26 protein-coding genes and 1 pseudogene are annotated in these 20,830 nt (G+C 63.7%); 11 read left to right on the top strand and 16 right to left on the bottom strand.

The window, feature by feature from the left end:
• From RMO18_RS01630 to RMO18_RS01620, 3 genes are all read right to left on the bottom strand, one after another.
• A partial coding sequence (locus RMO18_RS01630; RefSeq protein WP_309663535.1) for a DUF2306 domain-containing protein occupies window positions 1–605 on the bottom strand: 605 nt, incomplete at its 3' end.
• Window positions 606–647: 42 nt separating this feature from the next.
• Entirely contained in the window at window positions 648–863 is a 216-nt protein-coding gene (locus RMO18_RS01625) for a helix-turn-helix transcriptional regulator (protein WP_405053986.1), read from the bottom strand.
• A gap of 2 nt (window positions 864–865) precedes the next feature.
• Entirely contained in the window at window positions 866–1,315 is a 450-nt protein-coding gene (locus tag RMO18_RS01620; protein WP_309663533.1) for a hypothetical protein, read from the bottom strand.
• Between the two features lie 135 nt (window positions 1,316–1,450).
• On the opposite strand from RMO18_RS01620, the gene RMO18_RS01615 reads away from it, so the two are divergent.
• A complete protein-coding gene (locus RMO18_RS01615) occupies window positions 1,451–2,101 on the top strand; it encodes a ThuA domain-containing protein (RefSeq protein WP_309663531.1) in 651 nt (216 codons plus the stop codon).
• Here the strand turns inward: RMO18_RS01615 and RMO18_RS01610 are convergent.
• On the bottom strand, window positions 2,098–2,661 hold the full coding sequence (locus tag RMO18_RS01610) for a TetR/AcrR family transcriptional regulator (protein WP_309663530.1): 564 nt from the start codon (window positions 2,659–2,661) through the stop codon (window positions 2,098–2,100). The two genes, RMO18_RS01615 and RMO18_RS01610, sit on opposite strands and share 4 nt — an antisense overlap.
• 72 nt (window positions 2,662–2,733) lie before the next feature.
• Between RMO18_RS01610 and RMO18_RS01605 the strand changes: the two genes are divergently transcribed.
• The 4 genes from RMO18_RS01605 (at window position 2,734) to RMO18_RS01590 (ending at window position 5,993) form a co-directional block, all read left to right on the top strand.
• A complete protein-coding gene (locus RMO18_RS01605; protein WP_309663528.1) occupies window positions 2,734–3,414 on the top strand; it encodes an NAD(P)-binding domain-containing protein in 681 nt (226 codons plus the stop codon).
• Window positions 3,415–3,592: 178 nt separating this feature from the next.
• The gene (locus RMO18_RS01600; protein WP_309663526.1) at window positions 3,593–4,879 is read left to right on the top strand and encodes a lipoprotein-releasing ABC transporter permease subunit; all 1,287 of its coding nucleotides are present in this window, start codon (window positions 3,593–3,595) and stop codon (window positions 4,877–4,879) included.
• On the top strand, window positions 4,872–5,549 hold the full coding sequence (locus tag RMO18_RS01595) for an ABC transporter ATP-binding protein (protein WP_309663523.1): 678 nt from the start codon (window positions 4,872–4,874) through the stop codon (window positions 5,547–5,549). The genes RMO18_RS01600 and RMO18_RS01595 overlap by 8 nt, the downstream gene beginning before the upstream one ends.
• A gap of 54 nt (window positions 5,550–5,603) precedes the next feature.
• Window positions 5,604–5,993 (top strand): cytochrome c, encoded by a 390-nt coding sequence (locus RMO18_RS01590; protein ID WP_309663521.1) that lies wholly within the window; start codon window positions 5,604–5,606, stop codon window positions 5,991–5,993.
• Window positions 5,994–6,018: 25 nt separating this feature from the next.
• On the opposite strand, the gene RMO18_RS01585 is transcribed toward RMO18_RS01590, so the two are convergent.
• Window positions 6,019–6,465, bottom strand: coding sequence for a GNAT family N-acetyltransferase (locus RMO18_RS01585; protein ID WP_309663520.1), 447 nt, complete (start codon window positions 6,463–6,465; stop codon window positions 6,019–6,021).
• Window positions 6,466–6,663: 198 nt separating this feature from the next.
• Here RMO18_RS01585 and RMO18_RS01580 point away from each other — a divergent pair, with 198 nt between their 5' ends.
• The 6 genes from RMO18_RS01580 (at window position 6,664) to RMO18_RS01555 (ending at window position 13,717) form a co-directional block, all read left to right on the top strand.
• Window positions 6,664–8,367 carry a DUF4153 domain-containing protein gene (locus tag RMO18_RS01580; RefSeq protein ID WP_309663518.1) on the top strand — a complete coding sequence of 568 codons (1,704 nt, stop codon included), beginning with the start codon at window positions 6,664–6,666 and terminating at the stop codon, window positions 8,365–8,367.
• A gap of 66 nt (window positions 8,368–8,433) precedes the next feature.
• The gene (locus tag RMO18_RS01575) at window positions 8,434–9,021 is read left to right on the top strand and encodes a heme NO-binding domain-containing protein (protein ID WP_309663516.1); all 588 of its coding nucleotides are present in this window, start codon (window positions 8,434–8,436) and stop codon (window positions 9,019–9,021) included.
• 2 nt (window positions 9,022–9,023) lie between these two features.
• Window positions 9,024–10,046 carry a GGDEF domain-containing protein gene (locus tag RMO18_RS01570; protein WP_309663514.1) on the top strand — a complete coding sequence of 341 codons (1,023 nt, stop codon included), beginning with the start codon at window positions 9,024–9,026 and terminating at the stop codon, window positions 10,044–10,046.
• Between the two features lie 589 nt (window positions 10,047–10,635).
• Entirely contained in the window at window positions 10,636–11,835 is a 1,200-nt protein-coding gene (locus tag RMO18_RS01565; RefSeq protein WP_309663513.1) for an efflux RND transporter periplasmic adaptor subunit, read from the top strand.
• The gene (locus tag RMO18_RS01560; RefSeq protein WP_309663511.1) at window positions 11,835–13,043 is read left to right on the top strand and encodes an ABC transporter permease; all 1,209 of its coding nucleotides are present in this window, start codon (window positions 11,835–11,837) and stop codon (window positions 13,041–13,043) included. Before RMO18_RS01565 ends, RMO18_RS01560 begins: the two co-directional genes overlap by 1 nt.
• Complete coding sequence (locus RMO18_RS01555; RefSeq protein ID WP_309663509.1) at window positions 13,040–13,717, top strand: ABC transporter ATP-binding protein; 678 nt, start codon at window positions 13,040–13,042, stop codon at window positions 13,715–13,717. The genes RMO18_RS01560 and RMO18_RS01555 overlap by 4 nt, the downstream gene beginning before the upstream one ends.
• Before the next feature lie 43 nt (window positions 13,718–13,760).
• On the opposite strand, the gene RMO18_RS01550 is transcribed toward RMO18_RS01555, so the two are convergent.
• The 11 genes and pseudogenes from RMO18_RS01550 to RMO18_RS01500 all read right to left on the bottom strand — a co-directional run.
• Entirely contained in the window at window positions 13,761–14,522 is a 762-nt protein-coding gene (locus RMO18_RS01550; RefSeq protein WP_309663508.1) for a hypothetical protein, read from the bottom strand.
• Window positions 14,523–14,930 carry a hypothetical protein gene (locus RMO18_RS01545; RefSeq protein WP_309663506.1) on the bottom strand — a complete coding sequence of 136 codons (408 nt, stop codon included), beginning with the start codon at window positions 14,928–14,930 and terminating at the stop codon, window positions 14,523–14,525.
• A gap of 8 nt (window positions 14,931–14,938) precedes the next feature.
• Window positions 14,939–15,727, bottom strand: a complete 789-nt coding sequence (locus RMO18_RS01540) for a type II CAAX endopeptidase family protein (protein ID WP_309663504.1) — start codon at window positions 15,725–15,727, stop codon at window positions 14,939–14,941.
• Complete coding sequence (locus RMO18_RS01535) at window positions 15,724–16,584, bottom strand: DUF6920 family protein (RefSeq protein WP_309663502.1); 861 nt, start codon at window positions 16,582–16,584, stop codon at window positions 15,724–15,726. Before RMO18_RS01535 ends, RMO18_RS01540 begins: the two co-directional genes overlap by 4 nt.
• A gap of 17 nt (window positions 16,585–16,601) precedes the next feature.
• The gene (locus RMO18_RS01530; RefSeq protein WP_309663500.1) at window positions 16,602–16,823 is read right to left on the bottom strand and encodes a hypothetical protein; all 222 of its coding nucleotides are present in this window, start codon (window positions 16,821–16,823) and stop codon (window positions 16,602–16,604) included.
• Window positions 16,820–17,665: a type II CAAX endopeptidase family protein gene (locus tag RMO18_RS01525; RefSeq protein ID WP_309663498.1), complete on the bottom strand. Its 846-nt coding sequence runs from the start codon at window positions 17,663–17,665 to the stop codon at window positions 16,820–16,822. Before RMO18_RS01525 ends, RMO18_RS01530 begins: the two co-directional genes overlap by 4 nt.
• Window positions 17,662–18,312, bottom strand: coding sequence for a DUF6064 family protein (locus tag RMO18_RS01520; protein ID WP_309663497.1), 651 nt, complete (start codon window positions 18,310–18,312; stop codon window positions 17,662–17,664). Before RMO18_RS01520 ends, RMO18_RS01525 begins: the two co-directional genes overlap by 4 nt.
• Complete coding sequence (locus RMO18_RS01515; RefSeq protein ID WP_309663496.1) at window positions 18,309–19,403, bottom strand: Acg family FMN-binding oxidoreductase; 1,095 nt, start codon at window positions 19,401–19,403, stop codon at window positions 18,309–18,311. The genes RMO18_RS01520 and RMO18_RS01515 overlap by 4 nt, the downstream gene beginning before the upstream one ends.
• A 55-nt stretch (window positions 19,404–19,458) precedes the next feature.
• On the bottom strand, window positions 19,459–19,854 hold the full coding sequence (locus RMO18_RS01510) for a cupin domain-containing protein (protein WP_309663494.1): 396 nt from the start codon (window positions 19,852–19,854) through the stop codon (window positions 19,459–19,461).
• Window positions 19,855–19,884: 30 nt separating this feature from the next.
• Complete coding sequence (locus tag RMO18_RS01505) at window positions 19,885–20,097, bottom strand: hypothetical protein (protein WP_309663492.1); 213 nt, start codon at window positions 20,095–20,097, stop codon at window positions 19,885–19,887.
• Window positions 20,098–20,289: 192 nt separating this feature from the next.
• Window positions 20,290–20,830, bottom strand: a pseudogene (locus RMO18_RS01500) (hypothetical protein); the annotation flags it as partial.

Here is a 20,830-nt window from a genome sequence, read left to right as displayed (position 1 = left end):
CGGACGATCACTTCGCCGATGACGATGGCCATGACCCAGGAGCCGACAAAGAGGATGTCGGAAGCCAGACCCATCGGGGGTTGGCCGGTGACGAGGTAGATCGGGAAGAACACCAGGCCCACGGCCCCCAACCCCATGCCGATCGCGTAGGCGCGGATCATCCAGGCGCGGTGGCGGAGGAACTCGCGGTTCCGGATGGCGGCCATTGCCAGGGCAAGCGCGATGAGCAGCGCCAGGCCAAAGAGGCCGCGGGCGATGTCGGCCAAGGGCGTTCTGACCGACGCCACCTGCGCCAGAAGCGACAGGCCCGACAGGCCAAGGATAGCCCCCGAAACGACGAAGATCCGGCCTGACACGCGGTGCAGCGCGCCAAAACGGTTGCGCAGCGCGCGGATGAATTGCATAGGGCCGACGACCCCGAAGGCTGCTCCGGCCAGGACATGGGCAAACCAGGCGATGGGGGCAACGGCCAGACGGGCGCTGTCTTCGGGGTAGGTGCCGGTCGGGACCTGCACCACCTGCACCAGGGCGCTCAGGACCGGAATGAAAGTGAAGAAGCCGAGCGCCAGCATCAAGGGGAGCGGGCGGGAGAAGTAGCGAAACATGTGGAGGGTCCTAGAATGAAAGGGTCAGTCTTCGTGAAAGGGTCAGTCTTCGTGAAAGGTGAAGACATCGTCGAGCCCGACGCCGAAGGCCCGGGCGATGCGGAAGGCAAGCTCCAGCGTTGGGAAATACTTGCCGTTCTCGATGGCAAGCAGGGTCTGGCGGGTGACGCCCACTTTGTCGGCCAGCTCCTTCTGGGTCATTTCGTCCGCGTCGAACCTCAGGCGGCGGATGTTGTTTTCGATGCGGGCCTTTGCCACCCTCAGAACCCCCGGCGGTACAGGACAAGTTTGGTCACCATGCCGGCGAGGTCACCCAGCGCGCAGGCGGCAAGGATCATGTTGAGCGCGACCAGGATTGGCAGCCCGTAGGCCAGCGCCGCAATCGCCGCGACAATGCCGATGGAGATGACGATCAGTGTCACCTGGATGCCGCGAAGGCCGATCAGGTCGTCGCGTTCATCGCGCAGCATGGTGGGCCGCTTGTCGCCGGTGACGATGGCATAGCAGATGGTGAACAGGATGGTCATCGCAATGCCGATCCCGATGCAGATCAGGATCAGCCACAGCACCGACCGCGCCCAGAGCATCGGGCCGTCCGGGCCATCGTAAAGCCCGGTGGCGGCGTTTCGCGCAAGGACGGTGATCATGATGCCCCAGCTGATCACGCTGATCAGGATGCCGGAGACGGTGTTGCGTTCTTCGAAGGACATGGCGAGTCGGTCTCGTGTCAAGTTTATTTGGCTTTGGGTATGATAAAGCGAACATTGTGTCAAATATTCTTTACCTCAAGACTGCTTGACGGCTGGAAGGGCGATTGTCACTGTCGGGGCAAATGGAGGGATCGGATGGCCAAGGCATTGATCACATGGGGCGGCTGGGACGGGCATGAACCGGACAAAGTGGCCGCGCTGTTTGCAGGATGGCTGCGCGACGCGGGGTTCGAGGTGGCGGTGACCGACAGTTTGGCTTGCTTTGATGACCCGGGGGCATTGGTTGATCTGAGTTTGATCGTGCCGGTCTGGACGATGTCGCAGATCGGCAAGGAGCAGGCGTTGAACGCCTGCGCGGCGGTGGCGGCGGGGGTTGGCATTGCGGGCTGCCACGGCGGCATGTGCGATGCGTTTCGGGACAATGTGGACTGGCAGTTCATGACGGGCGCGCAGTGGGTGGCGCATCCGGGCAATGACGGGGTGGATTACGGGGTGCGGATGGTCACCGATGATCCGCTGGTGGCGGGGATCGGCGATTTCCGGGTGCAGACGGAGCAGTACTATCTGCATGTTGACCCGGCGGTGCGGGTGCATGCGGTCTGTGACTTTCCGCTGGTGGCGGGGCCGCATGCCCCGAACGGTGTGGTGGCGATGCCGGTGGTGTTCACCAAACGCTGGGGCGAGGGGCGGGTGTATTACAACGCGCTGGGCCACAAAGCGGCGGTGATCGGCGACGGCCCTGCGGCCGAGTTGATGCGGCGCGGGTTGCTGTGGGCCGCGCGCTAGGCAAGAAGGGCGCGGACGGCGGCCTTGGCGTGGGCAAGTGGCGCGTTGGAGCCAAACATCCGGACTGAGGCCCAGACACCTTCGAGCAGCAGGAACACCTGTTCGGCCTTGGTCCGGGGATCGGCCAGACCCTGGTTGACGGCCCGCCGTTCAAGCGCGTCGATCACCCGGGTCTTGACGCCAATGGCGGCGACGTGGGCCGGATGCTGCGGGTCGCCAAATTCTGCAGCCGAGCTTTGGTAGGTGCAGCCAAGGCACCAGACGCGGGTGGCCAGATCGATCATGGCATCGGCATAGGCGGTCAGCGGCGCGGGACCGTTTTCAGGCGGCAGCGCGCCGTTGGACCGGTCTTCGGCCCGTTCGATCCACGCGACGATCAGATCGTCCTTTGACGGAAAATGCTTGTAGAACGTAGCCTTGGCCACGTCTGCGTCGGCAATCACACGATCAACGCCGATGGCGCGGTAGCCGTTCTTGTAAAACAGCGGACCAGCCACATCGAGGATGCGTTCCCGAGGCGGAACAGGTTTTGGCGGCGCTTCGATATTCTCTGTTGACATGTAGACAGACCTGTCTGTATTTAAATTCATCAGGTAGACGAACCTGTCTGTCTATAGCATGGAGAGAATGAGATGAGAATAGGGATCATTGGCGGCGGTGGTGTCGCGCAAACGCTGGGTACGGCGTTGATTGCCAAGGGGCATGACGTGGTGATCGGCATCCGGCAGCCGTCAAGCGCCGAACTGGCGAAAGATCGCAGCAATGCGCGGCCCTTGGCAGAGTGGGTTGCGACAACCGGCGGCAAGGTTGCAACATTTTCCGATGCCGCGCGCCATGGTGAGGTACTGATCAACGCGACGTCTGGGCAGCATTCGCTGGAAGCGCTGCACGCGGCGGGGGCGGCGCATCTGGCCGGCAAGGTGCTGATCGACGTGGCCAATCCGCTGGATTTCTCAAAGGGCATGCCGCCGTTCGTGTTGGCGGAATTCTCGGGCCCGACCAGCCTTGGCGAACAGGTTCAGGCAGCCTTTCCGCAGGCCCGTGTGGTCAAGGCCTTTAACACCATCGCTGCGGCGGTGATGGTGACGCCGTCGCTGGTTGCGGGCGAGCATGACCTGTTCATTGCAGGCAACGACGCGCAGGCCAAGGCCGTGGTGACCGAAATTGCAAAAGCGTTCGGCTGGACCGGGGTTGTCGATCTGGGCGACATCGTGGGTGCGCGGGCGAGCGAAAGCATCCTTCCGGTCTGGGTAAGGTTGTGGATGACCGGCGGCAGCCCGATACTGAACCTGAAGGTTGCCAGGGCCGCGTGAAGCCCCCCCGGCGCCCGGAACATCCGGGCGCCCGTTCACCCTGGCTGTCAGACGGGTTTTGGCGCGTCCGCGCATGGCGGCGCTTGTGGAAAGCTGCGCCTGCATGGCTGACGGGACCGTGCCTTGACCTTTCCGCGCCGCTCGCTCACCTTGCGCGGCAATCAAGGGGCACGGGCAGATGGCAACGAAAACAGCACCCTTTTCAGGCTTTGAGTTCATGATCGCGTGGCGCTATCTGCGCGCCCGGCGGGCCGAAGGCGGCGTGTCGGTGATGACCTGGATCAGCCTGATCGGGATCACATTGGCGGTGTTTGCGTTGATCGCGACCTTGGCGGTACGCGCCGGGTTTCGGGCCGAATTCGTCGATACCATCCTTGGGGCCAACGCCCATGTCACGGTCTATTCCGCCGGGGAGGTGAATGCCGAAGGCGCGTTGGTCAAGGGCTTTTTGAACGCTGACGCGATGAGTGTCGCGATCATGGCAGTGCCGGGGGTGACCCGCGCCGCGCCGCTGATCAAGGGGCAGGTCATGGTCACCGACGGCGAGCGCACGACCGGGGCAGAGGTGTACGGGCTGTCGCCGGAAAACCTGCAGACGATACCACGGGTCGGCGTCGGGTCCGAGGCGATTGGTGACATCGGCCGGTTTTCCGAGGGCATTGCGCTTGGCTCTGGCATCGCGCGGGAACTGGGTGTCACGGTGGGTGACAGGGTCCGGCTGATCGCACCGGGCGGGGTGAAGACCGCAATGGGCGCATCGCCGCGTGTCAGCGCCTATGAGGTGGTCTATATCTTCACCGCCGGACGCTATGACATTGATACCACACGCATCTACATGCCGTTTATCGAGGCGCAGAGCTATTTCAACAAGGAAGGCATCGCCGACGAAATCGAGGTGATGGTCACTGACCCGGATGCGATTGACAGCTACGCCGGTCCAATCCTGAACGCCGCCGGGCCGGATGCGCTGTTGTGGAGCTGGAAGGAATCTGCGGGGTCGTTCCTGCGCGCGCTGGATATCGAGGACAATGTGATGTTCGTGATCCTGTCGATCCTGGTGCTGATCGCGGCGATGAACATCGTGTCGGGCCTGATCATGCTGGTAAAGAACAAGGGCAGGGATATCGGGATCTTGCGCACGATGGGCCTGACCGAAGGATCGGTGCTGCGCATCTTCTTTATCTGCGGGGCGTTTACCGGCGTGGTTGGCACGGCGTTGGGGGTCGGACTGGGGTGTCTGTTCGCGGTGTATATCGATCGGATCATGGGGTTCATCAACTGGATGAACGGCGCGGAGGTCTGGGATCCGTCAATCCGGGGGATCTATGCGCTGCCGGCAAAACTGCAGATCAATGACGTGATGTCGGCGGTGTCGCTGTCGCTTGGGTTGTCGTTTGTGGTGACGGTGTTCCCGGCGCGACGGGCCGCGCGGATGAACCCGGTCGAGGCGCTGCGCTATGAGTGAGCCGGTGCTGTCGCTGCAGGCGATCGAAAAGGGCTACAATCACGGCAAGCCGTCGCAGGTGATCGTTCTGCGCGGCGCGACGCTGGCGGTGGCGCGGGGTGAGGTGGTGGCGCTGGTGGCGCCGTCCGGGGCGGGCAAGTCGACATTGCTGCACATCGCGGGGCTGCTTGACACGCCAGACAGCGGTACTGTGGCGCTGAATGGCCGCGAGATGGGCGGGTTGTCTGACCGTGCCCGGACCGAAGCGCGGCGGGCGGAAGTCGGCTTCATCTACCAGTTCCACCATCTGTTGCCAGAGTTTTCGGCGTTGGAGAATGTCGTCATCCCGCAACTGGCCAGCGGGGTTGCCAAGGCCGAGGCCGAGGCGCGGGCGCAAGACTTGTTGGAGCGTGTGGGCGTGGGCCATCGCGCCGGGCACCGGCCAGCGGCCCTTTCCGGCGGCGAGCAGCAGCGGGTGGCGTTTTGCCGTGCGCTTGCCAATGCGCCAAAGCTGCTGTTGGCAGACGAGCCGACGGGAAACCTGGACCCCGGTACGGCAGAGCAGGTGTTTGCGGCGCTGATGGATGTGGTGCGCCAGACCGGCCTGTCGGCGCTGATCGCCACGCACAACCTTGAACTGGCGGCGCGGATGGACCGGGTGGTCCGGCTGGATCAGGGCAGAGTGACCTAGATCAATACGCGCTTTGGCCAAAGATGGTTTCCTGTGGAAAAAGGAGACCTGCCGATGCGCCGCTTTGCCCCTGTTGCCCTGCTGATCCTTGCTGCTTGCCAGCCCCAGGAACCCCCGACCGGGGCCGAGGATTTCGCGGCCTATTGTTCAGGTTGCCATGGCGCAGGTGGCAAGGGTGATGGTGCGCTGGCCGGGACGTTGGCGCGCAAGCCCGCCGATCTGACCGGACTTGCCGCGCGCAATGGCGGGGAGTTTCCAACGACGCGAGTGATGGCCAAGATATGGGGCTACACCGGCGGGCATCAGGGCGTCGCGGTGATGCCGAATTTCGGGCCGCTGCTTGAGTCTGACCTTGTGCCCTATGATGGCGGTGACGGGATCGAAACCCCGACCCCGACCCGGCTTGTCCAGATCGCCGAGTTCTTGAAGACCCTGCAGCCTTGAGCAGCCAGGGGATGCGATGGCGCGATTAGAGGCTGCGATTGTAGCGGATGAACGGCGTCACCTTGGCCACGCGGTCGCACAGCTGGCGGGCCTCGGTATTGAAATCCTGCGTCAACCAGTAGACCGACGGCGCGCCAGCCGCGTCGGCCGCGGCATAGACCGCCTTGATCAGGGCCCTGCCAAGCCCGGTGCCACGCGCGGATGGTTCGACATACAGGTCTTGCAGATAGCAGGTATCTTCGATTTTCCAGCCATGCCGGTGGAACAGATAATGTGCCAAACCGACGGGCCGCCCCCCAACTTTGGCGATCAACCCGTTGAGATCGCGTGGATCAGACCCTAGCAACCGTGCGAAGGTCGAGGCATAGACCGCCTCGGTGACCGTGGCCCCGTAGAACTGCAGATAGCCGGTCCACAGGGCACGCCAACCGGGTTCGTCGTCCTGGCAAAGCGGTCGGATGACGCTGGTCATGATAGGGACTATCCTTGCTGTCTGAATCACGTCACCTGGCGATCCAGTGCGTGCTTAAGTCCGTGATGCAAAGGGAATCCTGACCGTTGAAGCCTCTGGCCGCAAGGGCTTTGGGACGGTACTGTCGGATCGAGAGTTGACCAGACACATCAGTGACAGGCGAGGCGAATGACGGGGACTTTGCAGCAACGTTGGCTCATGGCTTTCATCGGGGCCTTGGGCGGGGCCTGTCTGTATGCGCTGGTCGAGATCGTCGATCATGACCTGTTTTCGGACCGGGTTGACCTGCCGCTGATTGCGCTGGTGGGCACGTTGTTTGGCAGTCTGCTTGCGATGGCGGGACCGATTGGTGCGGCCAAGGCGGCGCTGAACGCGATTGGGCTGGCGCTGGTCACGGCGGTTCTGGTGTTTCTGTCTTCGCTGCGCTTCGACTCAGCCGACGGGTTCTTCAATTCGCCTTTGCCGTTTCTTGCGGCATTCATCGTGGCCACCCTGCCGATGCCGTTTCTGATTGCACGGGCCGGGCCGGGGTGGCGCGATTACCCGGCACTGTTTCTTTCGGCGTGGACCATCGTGGTGCGCTATGCGGCGGCCTGGGCCTTTACCGGGGTGGTCTGGCTGGTGATCTTTCTGTCGGACGAGATGCTTTCGATCGTGGGGGTCAGTCTGATCGAAGATCTGATCGCTGTCGAAGTCATGCCCTACCTGATCACCGGTTCGGTGCTGGGTCTGGCGATGGCGGTGGTGCACGAATTGGCGGACCTGCTGTCGCCCTATCTGGTGCTGCGCCTGTTCCGGTTGCTGCAACCGGTGGTGCTGGCGGTGATGCTGGTGTTTCTGGTGGCGCTGCCGTTCCGGGGGCTGACGGGGTTGTTCAACGGGCTGTCGCCGGCGCTGGTCTTGCTGGCCATGGTGGCGGCGGGGATTTCGCTGGTGTCGATCGCCGTGGACCAGACCGATGATGAGGCGACGGCAAGCCCGTTCCTGCGTGTGGCAGCACAGGGTCAGGCGCTGATCCTGCCGTTGGTGGCGGGGTTTGGCGGATGGGCGGTCTGGATGCGGGTGGCGCAGTATGGCTGGACGCCGGACCGGGTTTTCGTGGCTTTGGTGGCCGCGCTGGCGCTGGTTTACGGGCTGATCTACGCGGGCGCGGTGCTGCTTCGCGGCCCTTGGATGGAGCGGATCCGGCAGGGAAATCTGCGCATGGCGCTGGTGGTGATTGCGGTGGCGGCGCTATGGCTGACGCCGCTGCTGAACGCCGAGCGGATTTCGGCGCGCGATCAGCTTGCCCGGTACGATGCGGGCAAAATCCCGGTTGAGGCGCTGGATGTGGCCGAGATCGGGCGCTGGGGTATTGCCGGTGCTGAGACCATCGCCGTGCTGGAAAGCCGCGCGAAGGAACCGGGGCAAGAGGCGTTGGCCGCCCATCTCGCCTCGCCGAACGATAGCACGCTAGCGGCCGCTGACCGAGACGCCCAACTGGCGGAACTGGTTGCCGCGATGCCGTTGCAGCCCACAACGGCCACCGGCACGCGCGACAGTCTGCTGGCGGCGGTCGCGGATTACGACCTGACGGCATGGATCGCCGCGTGCAAGCGGACGCTGCCGGAGGGGCAGCCGGGCTGTGTGATGGTGGTGGCTGATCTGTTGCCGCTGCTGCCGGGCGAAGAGGCATTAGTGATCCTGAACCAAGAGGCGGATTACGTGCAGGTGCTCGGGCTGTTCCTGATGGACGACGGCTCGCTGGCCCAACGCGCGGCCTTGCAACCGAACGGGCGGTATCCGGGGTCGGACGAGGCGCGGGCACTGCTGCGCAGTTTCCAGATGAACCAGCCCGCTTCGACCCCGGCAATGATCAACCAGCTGGGAACGGGCGACACCGGGGTTCTGTTCCTGCCCTGATCCTGGCGACCATTTGTTAACGTTTCGGCCCTAGCCTGCGTTCGGGTCATGGCGGGAAGGCGTCCGATGCAAGGTCTGGTATTGCGGTCATTGCAGGGATATCTGCGCGATACGTTCGGGCCTTCGGCCTGGGCCGATATCGTACGCGAAGCGGCCCTGCCGGTGGAAAGCTTCGAGCCGATGTTGCGCTATCCGTCAGGTCTGGCCGACACGCTTGCCGCCACTGCCGCGCAACGGCTTGGTCGCCCCGCTGAGGAACTGTGGGAGGATTTGGGGACATATCTTGTCACCAATCCCAACTACGAAAGCCTGCGCCGTCTGCTGCGCTTTGGTGGCGTGGGCTTCAGTGATTTCCTGCACTCGCTTGAAGAATTGCCGGGCCGCGCGCGCCTTGCCCTGCCAGACCTTGATGTCCCCGATCTGGCGCTGGAAGAACTGGGTCAGGACAGGTTCAGACTGACCTGCCGCTCTCATGTGCGCGGCGCAAGTCGGGTGCTCATCGGCGTGCTGATGGCGATGGCGGATGACTACGGCGCCCTGATCGTGATCGATCAGGTCACCGAGCAAAGCGATCAAGGCGTGATCATGATCCACATGCCGGACGCCAGCCATGCCAGCGGGCGGCGGTTCGATCTTGCACGTCCGGTGGCCTAGCGATGGACGGATCGCTGTCAGATGCGGCCGTGTTGATGCAGCCGGGGGTACTGGACCGGTTCATGCCGATGCATCTGCTTTTGTCACGGCAGGGCAGGGTGGAGAGTTTCGGGCCGACGCTGGCCCGGATCCTGCCCAGCAGGGTATTGACCGGCCTCGTCTTCGAACAGGTGTTCGAGGTGCGGTCACCCGGGGGTGCTGTGACCATTGCCGACGTGCTGGCAAAGTCGGCGAGCCGGTTTCGGCTGGTGCCAAAATCCGGTCCCCGCATCGGGCTGCGCGGCGTGGCACTGGCGCTGCCCGGCGATGAACGGGTGTTGTTGAACCTGTCCTTCGGGATCGATCTGATTGCTGCGGTGCGCGAATATGGCCTGACGGACGGTGACTTTGCCGCCAGCGATCTGGCGATGGAACTGCTGTATCTGGCAGAGGCGAACGGGGCCGTCACGCGAGAGTTGCGCGGCCTGAACCTGCGGCTGGAAGGCGCGCGTCTTGCCGCCGAAGAAGAGGCGATGACTGACCGTCTGACCGGCCTCAGAAACCGTCGTGCGGCCGATCTTTACCTTGCCCGTCTTTGTGCCGCAGGAACCCCTTTTGGCCTGTTGCACATGGACCTCGACTACTTCAAAGCCGTCAACGACACGCTGGGTCATGCCGCGGGCGATCATGCGCTGGGCATTGTCGGCGCGGTGCTGCGCCAGTTGACGCGGTCTGGCGACTGCGCCGCAAGGGTTGGCGGGGACGAATTCCTCATCATCCTGGCCGAGGGGACCCAACCAAAGCTGCTGCAAACCATCGCCGGGCGGATCATCGATGGCGTGTCGGCACCACAAATCTTTGCCGCGCAAGAGTATCAGATTTCGGCAAGCATCGGCATCGTCCGCTCCACGGATTATGCCACCCCGGATCCGGCACGCATTCTTGCCGATGCGGATGCAGCGCTTTACGCGGCCAAACATGCCGGACGCGGACGTGCGATCCTGCATGACACTCTGCCGCGGTCCGGGCTCCAAACGCCGAAGTGACGGCTGCACGCCGGTTGCAGCGCGCATATTGCACCGCCCGCCGGGCAATCGGTTGCAGGTGCCGCGACCTTGCGCGAACCAAACCGGGCCAAGTCCGCATCTATAACTGCGAGGTCACGAAAGTGGCAGGCCGTAGGGGGCGACGACAAGGATGATGAGGCAGAAAGTTAGGTGGCGGTGGGAGAGCCGAGTCTCCCAAACGTGTTCATGTCTTTTCGTGAAAAGTGTCCCACCGATCGTTTGGTTCCTGCGTTCGACCTGACCGTTTGCGCGATGCGATCTGATCTGGGCATGGTGGTGACCGCTCTTTGGCTCATGAAGATCCATCCTACTGCAGAGATGTAGCCTTCACCAAACCTCGCTTGGTTCAGACACTGTTGTGGACGCAGCGGTACTGATCCATGTCAAGACGCTTTGGGATCGGATCAGCGATGATCACGAACGTTCAGGTCCGCGAGCCCGGCTTGGAGCAGCGCTGTCGTATGCAGGAGCCGTCAAATGATCGCAGTCAGCCCATCGGCCCGCTTATGCCCGGTTGCTGTGGCCCGGGCGGCCCTGAGTTCATGTGGGTCTGCCCGGTGGTCAGCCGATGGTTGACAAGGCCAAGACCCGGGCCGATCCATCCGCCGCCGCAAGGCCAGATGCGCCGTTGCCTGCAAAGATCGGTCAGCTGACAGTGCCAGCCGTTCAGGTACCGCCCCCACCTGTCACGCCCGCGCCGCAGAAACGGTCGCGGTGGATCTGGGCAGGTCTGGCTGCGCTTGTCGTTGTGGCGACCGGGCTTTGGTATTTTGAGCCATGGGTCACCAAAGGTCTGCCGGTCACGGTCGAGACAGTCGCACCCGCGCCGCTGATGCGCGTTCTGGCTGTAAACGGGCGGATCGCTCCTTTGCATCTGGTCGACGTGAAGCCTTCGGCTGGTGGCGAGTTGACAGACGTTCTGGTCGGGGAGGGTGCCGCCGTCGCGAAAGGCGAAGTTCTGGCGCGCCTTGATGCGTCGGGCCAACAGGCAATCGTGCGTCAGGCGATGGCGGGTCTGGATGCCGGTCTGGTGGGATTGTCGCAAGCCGATGCCGATCTGGTGCGGGCAGAGGCGCTGGGACAGAACGTAGCGCGCACCGCGCTTGCAGAGGCCAGGACGACCCAACAGACTGCGACGCAAGAGGTTATGCGCCTGAAGGCCGTCTTCGATCAGACGCAGATCGATCTTGAAAAATTCACAGTGCTGGCCCCGGTCGCGGGTACGGTCCTGACCCGCAACGCCGAAGTGGGGCAATCGGTGGACCTGGCCACCCCGTTGTTTTCCGTAGCCGACCTTGGGCGACTGGTTGTCGAAACCGATGTGGACGAAGGTTATGCCGCGCTGATCACGCCGGGTCTGGTAGCGGTACTGCAACTGAAGGGCGACACGACCAAGCATGACGGCAGCGTCAGCTTTGTGGCGGCGCAGGTTGATGCGGCAACCGGCGGACTGGCCGTCAAGATCGCGTTCGATGATCCAGTCGTGGCCCCGGTTGGTCTGACGGTGACGGCGAACATCATTGTCGACAGGCTGGATGCCGCAATCGCGGTACCGCGCGCCGCAGTGGTTGTCGATGCTGCGGGTGCCATCGTGTTTGTTGCGGTGGCCGGCGTGGCTGTGGAACGGACCGTCAGCATTGTGGACTGGCCTGCGGACCGGGTGCAGATCACCCAAGGGCTTGGGGCAGGCGACGTGGTCATCACGGACGCGACGGGGGTGTCGGACGGGCTGGCGATCATTGTGTCGCCCGCAGTGCCAGAATCCTGATGCTGTACGCCCTCAAGATCGCCAGCCGCTACCTTCTGTCCAGCAAGGCGCAGACTGCGCTTCTGCTACTGGGTGTCGCCTTGGGCGTGTTCATCTTCATCTTCATGAGCGCGCTGATCGGGGGCCTTGCGAACTATATCCTCGACAGCATCGCGGGCGACCTGAGCCATGTCAGCATTACTGCCGAAGTCGAAGAGCCCGCGCTGTTGATTGAGCATGGCACCGGGCAGGTCCTGCTGGCGCAGGAGAAATCGGCGCTGCGGCAGGCGAGCGTGCGGGACGAGGCAATTTATGTGCCGATGATTGCGGCCCTGCCGGGGGTGGTTGCCGTGTCGCCCCAGATCACCGGCAGCGGGTTCATGACGCGCGGCGCGCAGGTGTCGCAGGTGGCGGTCATCGGGGTGGAACCGGGGCAGGAATCCGCGATCGTGCAACTGGAAACCTACATGGTGGCAGGGTCGGTTCGGGTGGGCACGGGGCTGGTGGTCATCAGCCAGACGCTGGCCGACGATCTGGACCTGTCGGTGGGAGACAGCATCCGGCTGGATACCGGGCCGGGGATCACGGCGCTGCTGACGGTGTCGGGCATCTACAAGATGGGGCAGGGCGGGTTCTATGGCTCCAGCGCCTATGTCAGCCTTGATACCGCCCGCACCCTTTTTGCCCTGCCGCAAGGCGTGACCGGGATCGAGATCAAGCTGGCCGACCTGATGGAGGCGGATGCGATTGCGCTGCGGATCACCGCCGTCACCGGCCTGAATGCCGAGTCTTGGACGGTGGTGGGGGGCGAGGTTCTGTCGGCCCTGCGCGCGCAGGACCAGACCGGCATTCTTCTGAAAACGTTCGCGATGGTGTCGATAGTGATCGGCAACGCGTCGTCGCTGCTGCTGTCAACCTACCGGCGCAAGGCCGAGATCGGGATCATGCGGGCGATGGGGGCAAGCCGGCGGTTCGTCGTCTTCGTCTTTGTCAGCCAGGGCGCGCTGGTGGGCCTGGTGGGCGGGGTCACTGGTGCGGGCCTGGGTTATCTGGTGCTGTCGCTGTTCCCGCCCCGCAATTCCGCCAATCCTGGCGTCATGCCCATCGACATCACCGAAGGCGCGTTCGGGCTGGCGATCATCCTGACCGTCGTCATCGCCACTTTGGCCGCGATCCTGCCTGCGCGGTCGGCGGCGCGGGTGGACCCGGTGACGGCCATCGGGCAATGACCGACCTTCTGGCGGTGGAAAATCTGGTAAAGACGTATGGCGCGGGCGAGGCGGAAACCCGCGTCCTGCGCGGGTTGTCGCTGCGGATGGACAGGGGCGAATTTGCGGCCCTGCTGGGCCCGTCCGGATCGGGCAAAAGCACGCTTCTGACCATCCTGGGCACCCTGATGCAGCCGACATCGGGCAGCCACATGATGCTGGGGGTGGACCTGACCACGGCGGGTGATCGCGCCCTGACGGATTTCCGCAACCGCCATATCGGGTTCGTGTTCCAGTTCCACAACCTCTTACCTGACTTTACCGCACTGGAGAACGTGATCTTTCCCACCGCCGTGCGCGAGGGGCGCGAGACTGCCGCCGCCCGCGCGCGGGGCCGTGACCTTCTGGGCCGCATGGGGCTGGCCGACCGGGTGGATTTTCCGTCCACCAACCTGTCAGGTGGCCAGAAACAGCGGGTCGCCGTGGCGCGGGCGCTGATGAACAGTCCCGAACTGGTGCTGGCGGACGAGCCCACGGGCAACCTTGACCGGGCTTCGGCCACGCAGGTGATGGAGTTGATCGGCCAGATCAACCGGGATGAGGGGACGACGTTCCTGATTTCCACCCACGACGAGAAGATCGCGGCGACCTGCCGGCGGCAGATCGTGGTGGGGGATGGGGTGGTGACGGGGTAGGGATGATGCCGAAGGACTTGGGCGCAGTCTTAGGCATAAAGCGTCACTGAACCTTCTGGCTGAGCGCAGCCGCGAAAAACGCCGTCGTTTGTTGATTTATCTGGCGATGTGCCTCATCGGCTCCGACCGCGCCTGATTGCCACAGCCAGCCGAGGGCGGGCTGCAGCGACGGAAGATCTGTGAAGTCGAGGTGAAACAGACCATGCAGCTGCACAAGCTGGCCATGGTCACTGTTGGAAAGTGCTTTGGCAATCGTTTGGGCCTGGGCCTCAATCTCATGCTCTGGCCACCCGCCTGATGCGTCACGCTCAAGGCGTTGATCTGACATCGGGCGGCTGATCCAAAGGGCGGCTTGGCGCAGCCCGATTTCCGCAACGTCGGTCGGAACCGGCGCATCCATCATCAGGCAGGCATCGATGCGGGGGTCCATTGCGCAGGCCTGCGCCGTCACAATCGCACCCAGCGACATGCCCATGACGCCAACATGGTCGAGGTCGAGCAGTCCATGCAGGATATGGTCTGGATCGGCGTTGATTTCGGCCAGGCGATCAAGGACCACCGGCACATCGGCGGCAAAATAGGGCACGATGCTGTCTTCGGGTGCCAGTCCTTCAGCAAATTGGCCGGGAAGTGCTGGACGGTCGGCAAGATAGGACGGCGCGATGACAGACACAGCCTCTTCGCGCGTAAGCCCCACGATCATCCGCTGATCCGGCAAAACGGCGGCGGCCACGGCACCGGGCTGGTTCACTGTCACAACGACATAGCCCTGTGCGGCCAATGCGGTCGTCTGGAAACTGCCCATCTACATGTATCCCGTCACACCGGGCAGGTAGACAACCACCGGAAACGGACCGCCTGCCGCAGGTTCTGCTGCATCCGACCATGGCGCCGCAAGCGACCCGATCCGTCCGACCAGACCCCGGAACATCCAGCCGTGCATCCGGGTGAAGGCGTCAATTTGCGGCCCGGCGTCAGGCATGTAAGTTGCATCAGTTCCGCGCGCTTTCGCGGGGTAGATCATCTGGAACGGCACGACCCTCTGTGCCTCTGATGAAAACAGGTCGCGCCTTGATGGATCGTCGGCCAGATCGTTCACAGCGCCGATCAAATGGCCATTCGGCGGCGGCAGCGCGCGCATCGGCAGGCCGACCCGCTGGATGATCAGGCAAACCAGACCGATCACGACGATGATCAGAACGAAAACAGTCATGCTGCGCCTCATCGCTGCAAGCCAGGTCGGAGCCGGTTCAGTGTTGTTGGCCCCCAAAAGCCCACAACGGCGATCACGGGCACAAGCAGCACCAGACACATGACCATCGGGTCATACCAGGGGTCGTAGTCAGGGAAAATGCCCCAGACACTGTTGCTCATCATATGAAAAAGCACCGCGATCAGCAGGCTTTGCCCGGCATTGACCACCAGCCAGACGATGAGGATGCGCATCAGAACCATCCCTGCCCCCTGCCAGAAAATCCATGTCGCGCTGCGCCCCATCACGGCAAACGGGATGACGTGCCACAGCCCCCAGACCACGCCGATGATGAGCGCGGCTGTCAGCGCGGAATACCGTGTGGTCAGGCGGGGAAAGGCATAGCCTTGCCAGCCGATTTCCTCGGCCACGGCACCCAGAAAGAACAGCACAAAGGCGGGGATGATGGCGCTTAGCGGGATCAGGTGCAGTGCAGGCATCGCGGCGCCGGACAGCCAGATGATGCCGCCCGTGAACGCAAAAGCGGCGGGCATGATGCTAACTGCCAAAAGCGCCCAGCCCCGGTGGGGGATGTGGCGCAGGGCAAAAGCGCTTTGGAACTGACCAGCCGCCGCATGCAGGCCCTGATACCGCCAGACAAGTGCAAGGGCCGCGATCATCGGCACGCTGGCCATCAGGGCGCTGAGTGGCAAGGCGGGCGCGAAGGGCAGCGCCAGACCTGCGGTCCCCAGCACATAGAACGGCAGGGACAGCAGCAGCACCAGTCCGAAGAACCGTGGAGCTTCATTTGCTTTCATGGCGCAAATTCATAAACAATCGTGTCAATCGTCCCCTTGAAATACGGCTTTTCCCCCTGCGGCGTGATGTAGAGCGCCTCGCCCGTCAGCGGCACCCGCATGCCGTCCCGGGTCTGGTAGTTCGACATGCGGCATTCCCAGGGCATCAGCACGGTGGCCGTGCCGACCGTGGTCGCACGGCCCTCGACTGAGACCGACGTGATCAGGTCGTCGACACCAAAGCGGAACAGCATCGTGACGCTGATCGGGCCGTCCGTCATCGTGGCATTCGCCGATGTATCATCCACCGCCTGCCAGACCACGCCCTGACTGGGAAGCAAGGCGGTCGGGAACCACACGCTTTCCGCGAAATGGCGCAGCAACTCGCCGCGCGCGATTTCGCCGGTCCCTTGCAGCGTGCCCAAGCCGTAAAGCCCCAGGATCGTGGGACGCAGCAGACCTTCGCCCGCGACAAAGGCGTCCACAACGCGCACCGGCACGCCGGGAAACAGCGTGATGTTGGCGTCCCAGACAAAACCGGGCCGCGCGGTCGCAAAGGCTTGCGTCGCGGTGAAGGGTTTCCACTGGTCGGCAACAGCACTCATGTTGAACAACCCGCTTTGGGTCAGGCTGACGGCCGTGACAATGGGCTGGCCATCGGTCAGTGCGGCGCGGAAATAGCGCTGCACGGGGGCGGGCAGGCCCGCCAGTTCAGCCGCGTGATGGCGGCTGGCGGCAGGGGCCACGCGGCCTGCAGTCAGCTCTGCAACCAGATTGCGGGCAGCCACCGACCAGCGCCATGCGCCAATGGCAGAGGCGGCGGCATAGGCCAGCGCAAGCCCTGCGGTCACGACAAACACCCAAGTCAGGATCAGCATCGGTTTTCCTTTCGGAGTCATTTTGGAATCAGCTTGCGGGACCACAGAACGCCAAATCCGCCGACCGCCAGCGTGACCGCCCCAATCACCGCCCAGGTGACTGACGGTCCTTGAACCGGCGCGCAATCGGCAAAGCACAGTAGGGGCCGCAGATGAACGACCCCCAACCCCTGCAACAGCCAAAGCGCGCCGAGCAAGACGGCGATCCCTGCGACTACCAAAACGATTGTGCGGATCATGATGTCAAACTCTCGTGAGATGTGGTTGGACCGGGTTTGCAGAAGACGATGACGGCGATCACGAACAGCAATCCCATCACCAGAAAATAGGGTTGTATCGCTCCGCCCCGCGGGGTGACCGGGATGGCCCAGGACCACGCGTTGACCGACCAGTGCAGCGTGACTGCCGGCAGCACGCTGAAGGCCGTGTTGACCGACAACCGGGCGAAGAGGACCGAAAGCGCAACGCTCGACCCCAGGAACAGTGCCATCGGCATCCCCGCCTGCGCCATGCCGGGCATGTAGAAGAGCGGCACATGCCAAAGAGCCCACACCGCGCCGAGGGTCAGGCTGGCCCACCGCCACCCCAGACGTGCGGACAAGGCTGGCAGGGCGTAACCGCGCCAGCCGAACTCTTCCCCCAAAGGGCCGCCGAGGACGAGGACGACGACGAACTGCAGAAGGACCGGGCCAGGTTGGCCAGCGGCGGGCGAGGGGGGCAGCGTGCCGCCCAGCAAGGCATGCATGGCAAGGGCAGCCAGCATGACGAGCGGCGGGCCGACGAAGGCAAGGGCATACCAGCTGGGCACAATTCGCCAGTTGATGCAGCGGCGCAGCCATGCGCGCAGACCGGCGCCTTGGTCAAATCCCCGCACCACCATAAACCCTGCAACACTGGGGCCCATCCCGGACAGCAGTTGCAGCGTGATCGTTACCGGCACGGGCCACGGACCCAGTCCGCCGACGATCCACCACAGGCCCCAGGTCCAGCCGAAGGCCAGTGCAAGAAAGGTTATGAGGGCCTGCGCCCCGTTCGACCGGGGTGCCGATGCTGCAACTTGAGCGACTGGGCGGCGGGTCACGATACGGCCCGTCTGGTCCAAAGGGGCAAGGCCAACGCCCCGCCCAGCCCGATGGCGGTGACGGGCATCGCCAGATCTTCCCAGATCCCAAGCTGGATCGCTGCCGCCAGACCGATCAGCGACCACATGATCGGGATGACCGACAGCCAGATCACCCAGCGTCCACGCGCGAAAAGCAGCAAGCCGATCGTGAAGATCGTCGTGGGGCAAGGCGCCACGCCGAACATCGGCCCGGCCGTCCCCCCGTGCCCGGCCAGTATTCCCAGGACAGGATAGATCGCGAGCGCGTAGACGAGCGTGATCAACCCCGCGGTGGATCGAACGTCTTGCCCAAATTGCAGGTGCAGGTCGCCGGGACGGATGGCGCTTGCCAGAAGCAGGATGGCTTGAAGGACAAAGAACGCAGCAAACAGCGACGCCAAGGGATTAATCGAGGCAAAGAAGAGCAGGTGGTAGCCGATACCGGTGAAAGCCCAGAGCACCGACAGTGCCGCAAAGGCAGATCGCATCAGTCCGCTTCGCGGAATGACAATGGCGGCGACGGCCAGCAGCCCGAGGGCGTAGGCAGCAATCTGGACCGGCCATATCGCGGCATTGTAAGCGGCGAACACGGCGAGAAAATCGGCAACTGTGAAGGGCGGGTTCATGCCATGACCGCGTCGACCGACCGGCGTGCCGAAAACGGCATGGCGTCTCCCCGACCGAACCGCATCACCAGATCGGGCCTCTGCCCCGTTACCCCGATCAGGGCGGCGAGTTCGGGGCGATAGCCTGCCACTTCGACGGGTTGGTTCAGGAACGCGTGCTTCAGCCCAAGTGCCGTGGCCTGCAGCGCAAACCGCTGGCATGCACGCCCGGTCTTGACCCAGTGCGCGGGGTCCTCCTTGGCGCCCACGAATACCGCCAGACCGGCGGACGAGGTGATCTTGGCCGCGGTTTTCTTGTTGTCACTCTCTGCCGTGAACATCCAGTTCACCATGGTCGGCCCCAGCCATTCGGGCAGGTTCGGGTTGCCGCTGGTGGCGCTGAACAGTCCGTCTCCGGTCGACAGGGCGCGTCGCGGGTTGAACCGCATCCAGCTTTTCAACTCGGTCATGAAGGCGGGGTCTTCAATCTGTGCGGTGTTTGCGGCGGCGATCAGGTCCGCCAGTTGGCCCATTTGTCCCCGGTCCGTGATCAGGATCAGCTCCACCCCCGGATCGCGGGCGGCGGCGTCCAACAGGCCAATCTCTGCCGCGGTTAGGGTTGAACCGTCATATAGTCCCCGTGTCGATTGCCGCAGCGGAATCGCATCGGAGAGCGCGGTATCCGTGGCGGACCCTGCGGTGTGGACAAAGGTGAGAGTTGATGTCACCGGATCGAAACTGACCTCGCCTGCCATTCCGCGAGACCTAGCGGCGACGGACAGGTTTTCCGCGGCACATCCCAGGCTGATGAACAGATGATGATTGTCAGGGTCCACGACCGGCGTGGCACGTGTCAGATCGGGCAGGATGTCGATCCGGTTGCCTATTGCCCGGAACGCCCAGGCTTGGGTGTTGTGACTGTTGGCGGCCAAGGTGGCAAAACGGACCAGGTCGCGGGGACCCGGGGTTGCGGGCAGGGGTGCGCGCAAGCTGGCCATGCCGGCTTCGTAGTCGGACATCGACCCCATCTGACGCATGCCGGACCAGACGGCACCCGCCCCGGCAACCAGTGCCGCCGCCCCGCCGATCATGAGATTGCGTCGGTCAAGCATTGCTCGTCACGCCTTGTTCGAGAAAATCGATCACCTTCGCCGCATCGGAGACGTGCTATTCGGTGGGCACACCTGCAAAGACTTCATGCGATGCGGTCGCTTCGGATTTCCTGGATTGGACCAGCTTGTCGACGTGGTTCGGCGGGCCATAGAGCGTGTAGAGCCGCATCGCCTTTTCGCCGGTGTTCCGGAGGTTGTGTCGTGCCCCGGCGGGCACGAGGATGCCGTCGCCGGATTTGACCGGGGTGGTGGTGCCGTCGATCACGATCTCGCCCCGGCCCTTTTCGATGCGAAAGAACTGGTCATGCGTCGCATGGGTTTCGTCCCCGATGTCCTGACCAGAGTTCAGGGACGTCAGCACCAGTTGCAGGTGCTTTCCGGTATAAAGTACCCTCCGGAAGTCATGGTTCGTTTCGGTCAGGTCTTCGATATTGGCGACATAGCCTTTCATGGTAGTCTCCTTTCGGGGTGGGTGGCAGGATCACTTGTTGCGGCATCCCGGCACGTTCAGATCGCGGCAAAAGTAACCCGCTGCCCCGCCGACCACGGCACCGGTGACCGGACTGCCGCCGGTGACTCCACCGATCACCGCACCTCCGGCGGCACCGGCCAGAGCGCGTTCGGTGTCGCTGGCAAGGCATCCCGAGAGGCCGAAGGCGACAGCTGAAAGAAAGAGAATGGGTCGGACGTTCATGACAAACTCGATTCTGTGACAGGGTTTCGGGGGGCGATAGCTGCAGCGGGGCGCGACAGGCCGTCTGGTTGCAGGGACAATGCACCGCCGTGGATTAGGGCCATCCTGCGCCACGACAAAGACCGCGGCACTGCCGCAGATCAGTGGCGCGGCAGATCGGGGATCAATTCTGCTAGGGTCAAGTCCGCCCGGTCACGCCACATCGGGCACGCGCCGCAGCAGCCAGCCGCCGGGCAGCACAAAAGCCGCCAGCGTGCCGATGCCCAGCAGCGTCAGACCCAGTACGAAAAACCATCCGGCAATCGGGATGACCCAGGCGAGGCCAGCGACAAAGGCCCCCAGACAGGCCAGGCCGAACTTGCCCCAAAGCCCCACCGGCATGGGCCGCCCGATGCCGAGCCACAGCCCGACACCCAGCACATAGGACCCCAGCGCATAGCCCGCAAAGATCGCCACGCAGGTGATCATCAGCATGACCGGTAGCAGGAAAACCCCGACGATGGTCAGCATCAGCACAAAGCCCGATCCGGCCAGCGCGGATGTCACCAGAAACCCCGACCAGATCGCGCGACCGGGATGCGCCAGCGCCAGCTCGCGCCAGCTTTGCACAGCCTTCGGGGCCACCGCGATCACCAAAGCCGCGATCAGGCCAGAGATCAGGACGCCTATCAGAAATCCCTGGGCGACCTGCCAGAACGACACTTTGACCGGCATCATTCCGGACCAGTCGCCC

This window comes from Tabrizicola sp., from assembly GCF_031377265.1.
Taxonomy (GTDB): Bacteria; Pseudomonadota; Alphaproteobacteria; order Rhodobacterales; family Rhodobacteraceae; genus JAUYQR01.
Note: the sequence above shows the minus strand (reverse complement) of the source record. Positions and strands in the feature narration are given on the sequence as shown.

Bases quoted from the DNA above. Each gene is read 5' to 3' on its own strand.
- RMO18_RS01620 (WP_309663533.1), bottom strand. From the start codon at position 1,315: ATGTCCTTCGAAGAACGCAACACCGTCTCCGGCATCCTGATCAGCGTG.
- RMO18_RS01560 (WP_309663511.1), top strand. From the start codon at position 11,835: ATGCTGTACGCCCTCAAGATCGCCAGCCGCTACCTTCTGTCCAGCAAG.
- RMO18_RS01550 (WP_309663508.1), bottom strand. From the start codon at position 14,522: ATGGGCAGTTTCCAGACGACCGCATTGGCCGCACAGGGCTATGTCGTT.
- RMO18_RS01600 (WP_309663526.1), top strand. From the start codon at position 3,593: ATGGCAACGAAAACAGCACCCTTTTCAGGCTTTGAGTTCATGATCGCG.
- RMO18_RS01555 (WP_309663509.1), top strand. From the start codon at position 13,040: ATGACCGACCTTCTGGCGGTGGAAAATCTGGTAAAGACGTATGGCGCG.
- RMO18_RS01515 (WP_309663496.1), bottom strand. From the start codon at position 19,403: ATGCTTGACCGACGCAATCTCATGATCGGCGGGGCGGCGGCACTGGTT.
- RMO18_RS01545 (WP_309663506.1), bottom strand. From the start codon at position 14,930: ATGACTGTTTTCGTTCTGATCATCGTCGTGATCGGTCTGGTTTGCCTG.
- RMO18_RS01505 (WP_309663492.1), bottom strand. From the start codon at position 20,097: ATGAACGTCCGACCCATTCTCTTTCTTTCAGCTGTCGCCTTCGGCCTC.
- RMO18_RS01565 (WP_309663513.1), top strand. From the start codon at position 10,636: ATGGTTGACAAGGCCAAGACCCGGGCCGATCCATCCGCCGCCGCAAGG.
- RMO18_RS01580 (WP_309663518.1), top strand. From the start codon at position 6,664: ATGGCTTTCATCGGGGCCTTGGGCGGGGCCTGTCTGTATGCGCTGGTC.
- RMO18_RS01535 (WP_309663502.1), bottom strand. From the start codon at position 16,584: ATGCTGATCCTGACTTGGGTGTTTGTCGTGACCGCAGGGCTTGCGCTG.
- RMO18_RS01530 (WP_309663500.1), bottom strand. From the start codon at position 16,823: ATGATCCGCACAATCGTTTTGGTAGTCGCAGGGATCGCCGTCTTGCTC.
- RMO18_RS01510 (WP_309663494.1), bottom strand. From the start codon at position 19,854: ATGAAAGGCTATGTCGCCAATATCGAAGACCTGACCGAAACGAACCAT.
- RMO18_RS01585 (WP_309663520.1), bottom strand. From the start codon at position 6,465: ATGACCAGCGTCATCCGACCGCTTTGCCAGGACGACGAACCCGGTTGG.
- RMO18_RS01590 (WP_309663521.1), top strand. From the start codon at position 5,604: ATGCGCCGCTTTGCCCCTGTTGCCCTGCTGATCCTTGCTGCTTGCCAG.
- RMO18_RS01570 (WP_309663514.1), top strand. From the start codon at position 9,024: ATGGACGGATCGCTGTCAGATGCGGCCGTGTTGATGCAGCCGGGGGTA.
- RMO18_RS01540 (WP_309663504.1), bottom strand. From the start codon at position 15,727: ATGAAAGCAAATGAAGCTCCACGGTTCTTCGGACTGGTGCTGCTGCTG.
- RMO18_RS01520 (WP_309663497.1), bottom strand. From the start codon at position 18,312: ATGAACCCGCCCTTCACAGTTGCCGATTTTCTCGCCGTGTTCGCCGCT.
- RMO18_RS01575 (WP_309663516.1), top strand. From the start codon at position 8,434: ATGCAAGGTCTGGTATTGCGGTCATTGCAGGGATATCTGCGCGATACG.
- RMO18_RS01595 (WP_309663523.1), top strand. From the start codon at position 4,872: ATGAGTGAGCCGGTGCTGTCGCTGCAGGCGATCGAAAAGGGCTACAAT.
- RMO18_RS01615 (WP_309663531.1), top strand. From the start codon at position 1,451: ATGGCCAAGGCATTGATCACATGGGGCGGCTGGGACGGGCATGAACCG.
- RMO18_RS01610 (WP_309663530.1), bottom strand. From the start codon at position 2,661: ATGTCAACAGAGAATATCGAAGCGCCGCCAAAACCTGTTCCGCCTCGG.
- RMO18_RS01605 (WP_309663528.1), top strand. From the start codon at position 2,734: ATGAGAATAGGGATCATTGGCGGCGGTGGTGTCGCGCAAACGCTGGGT.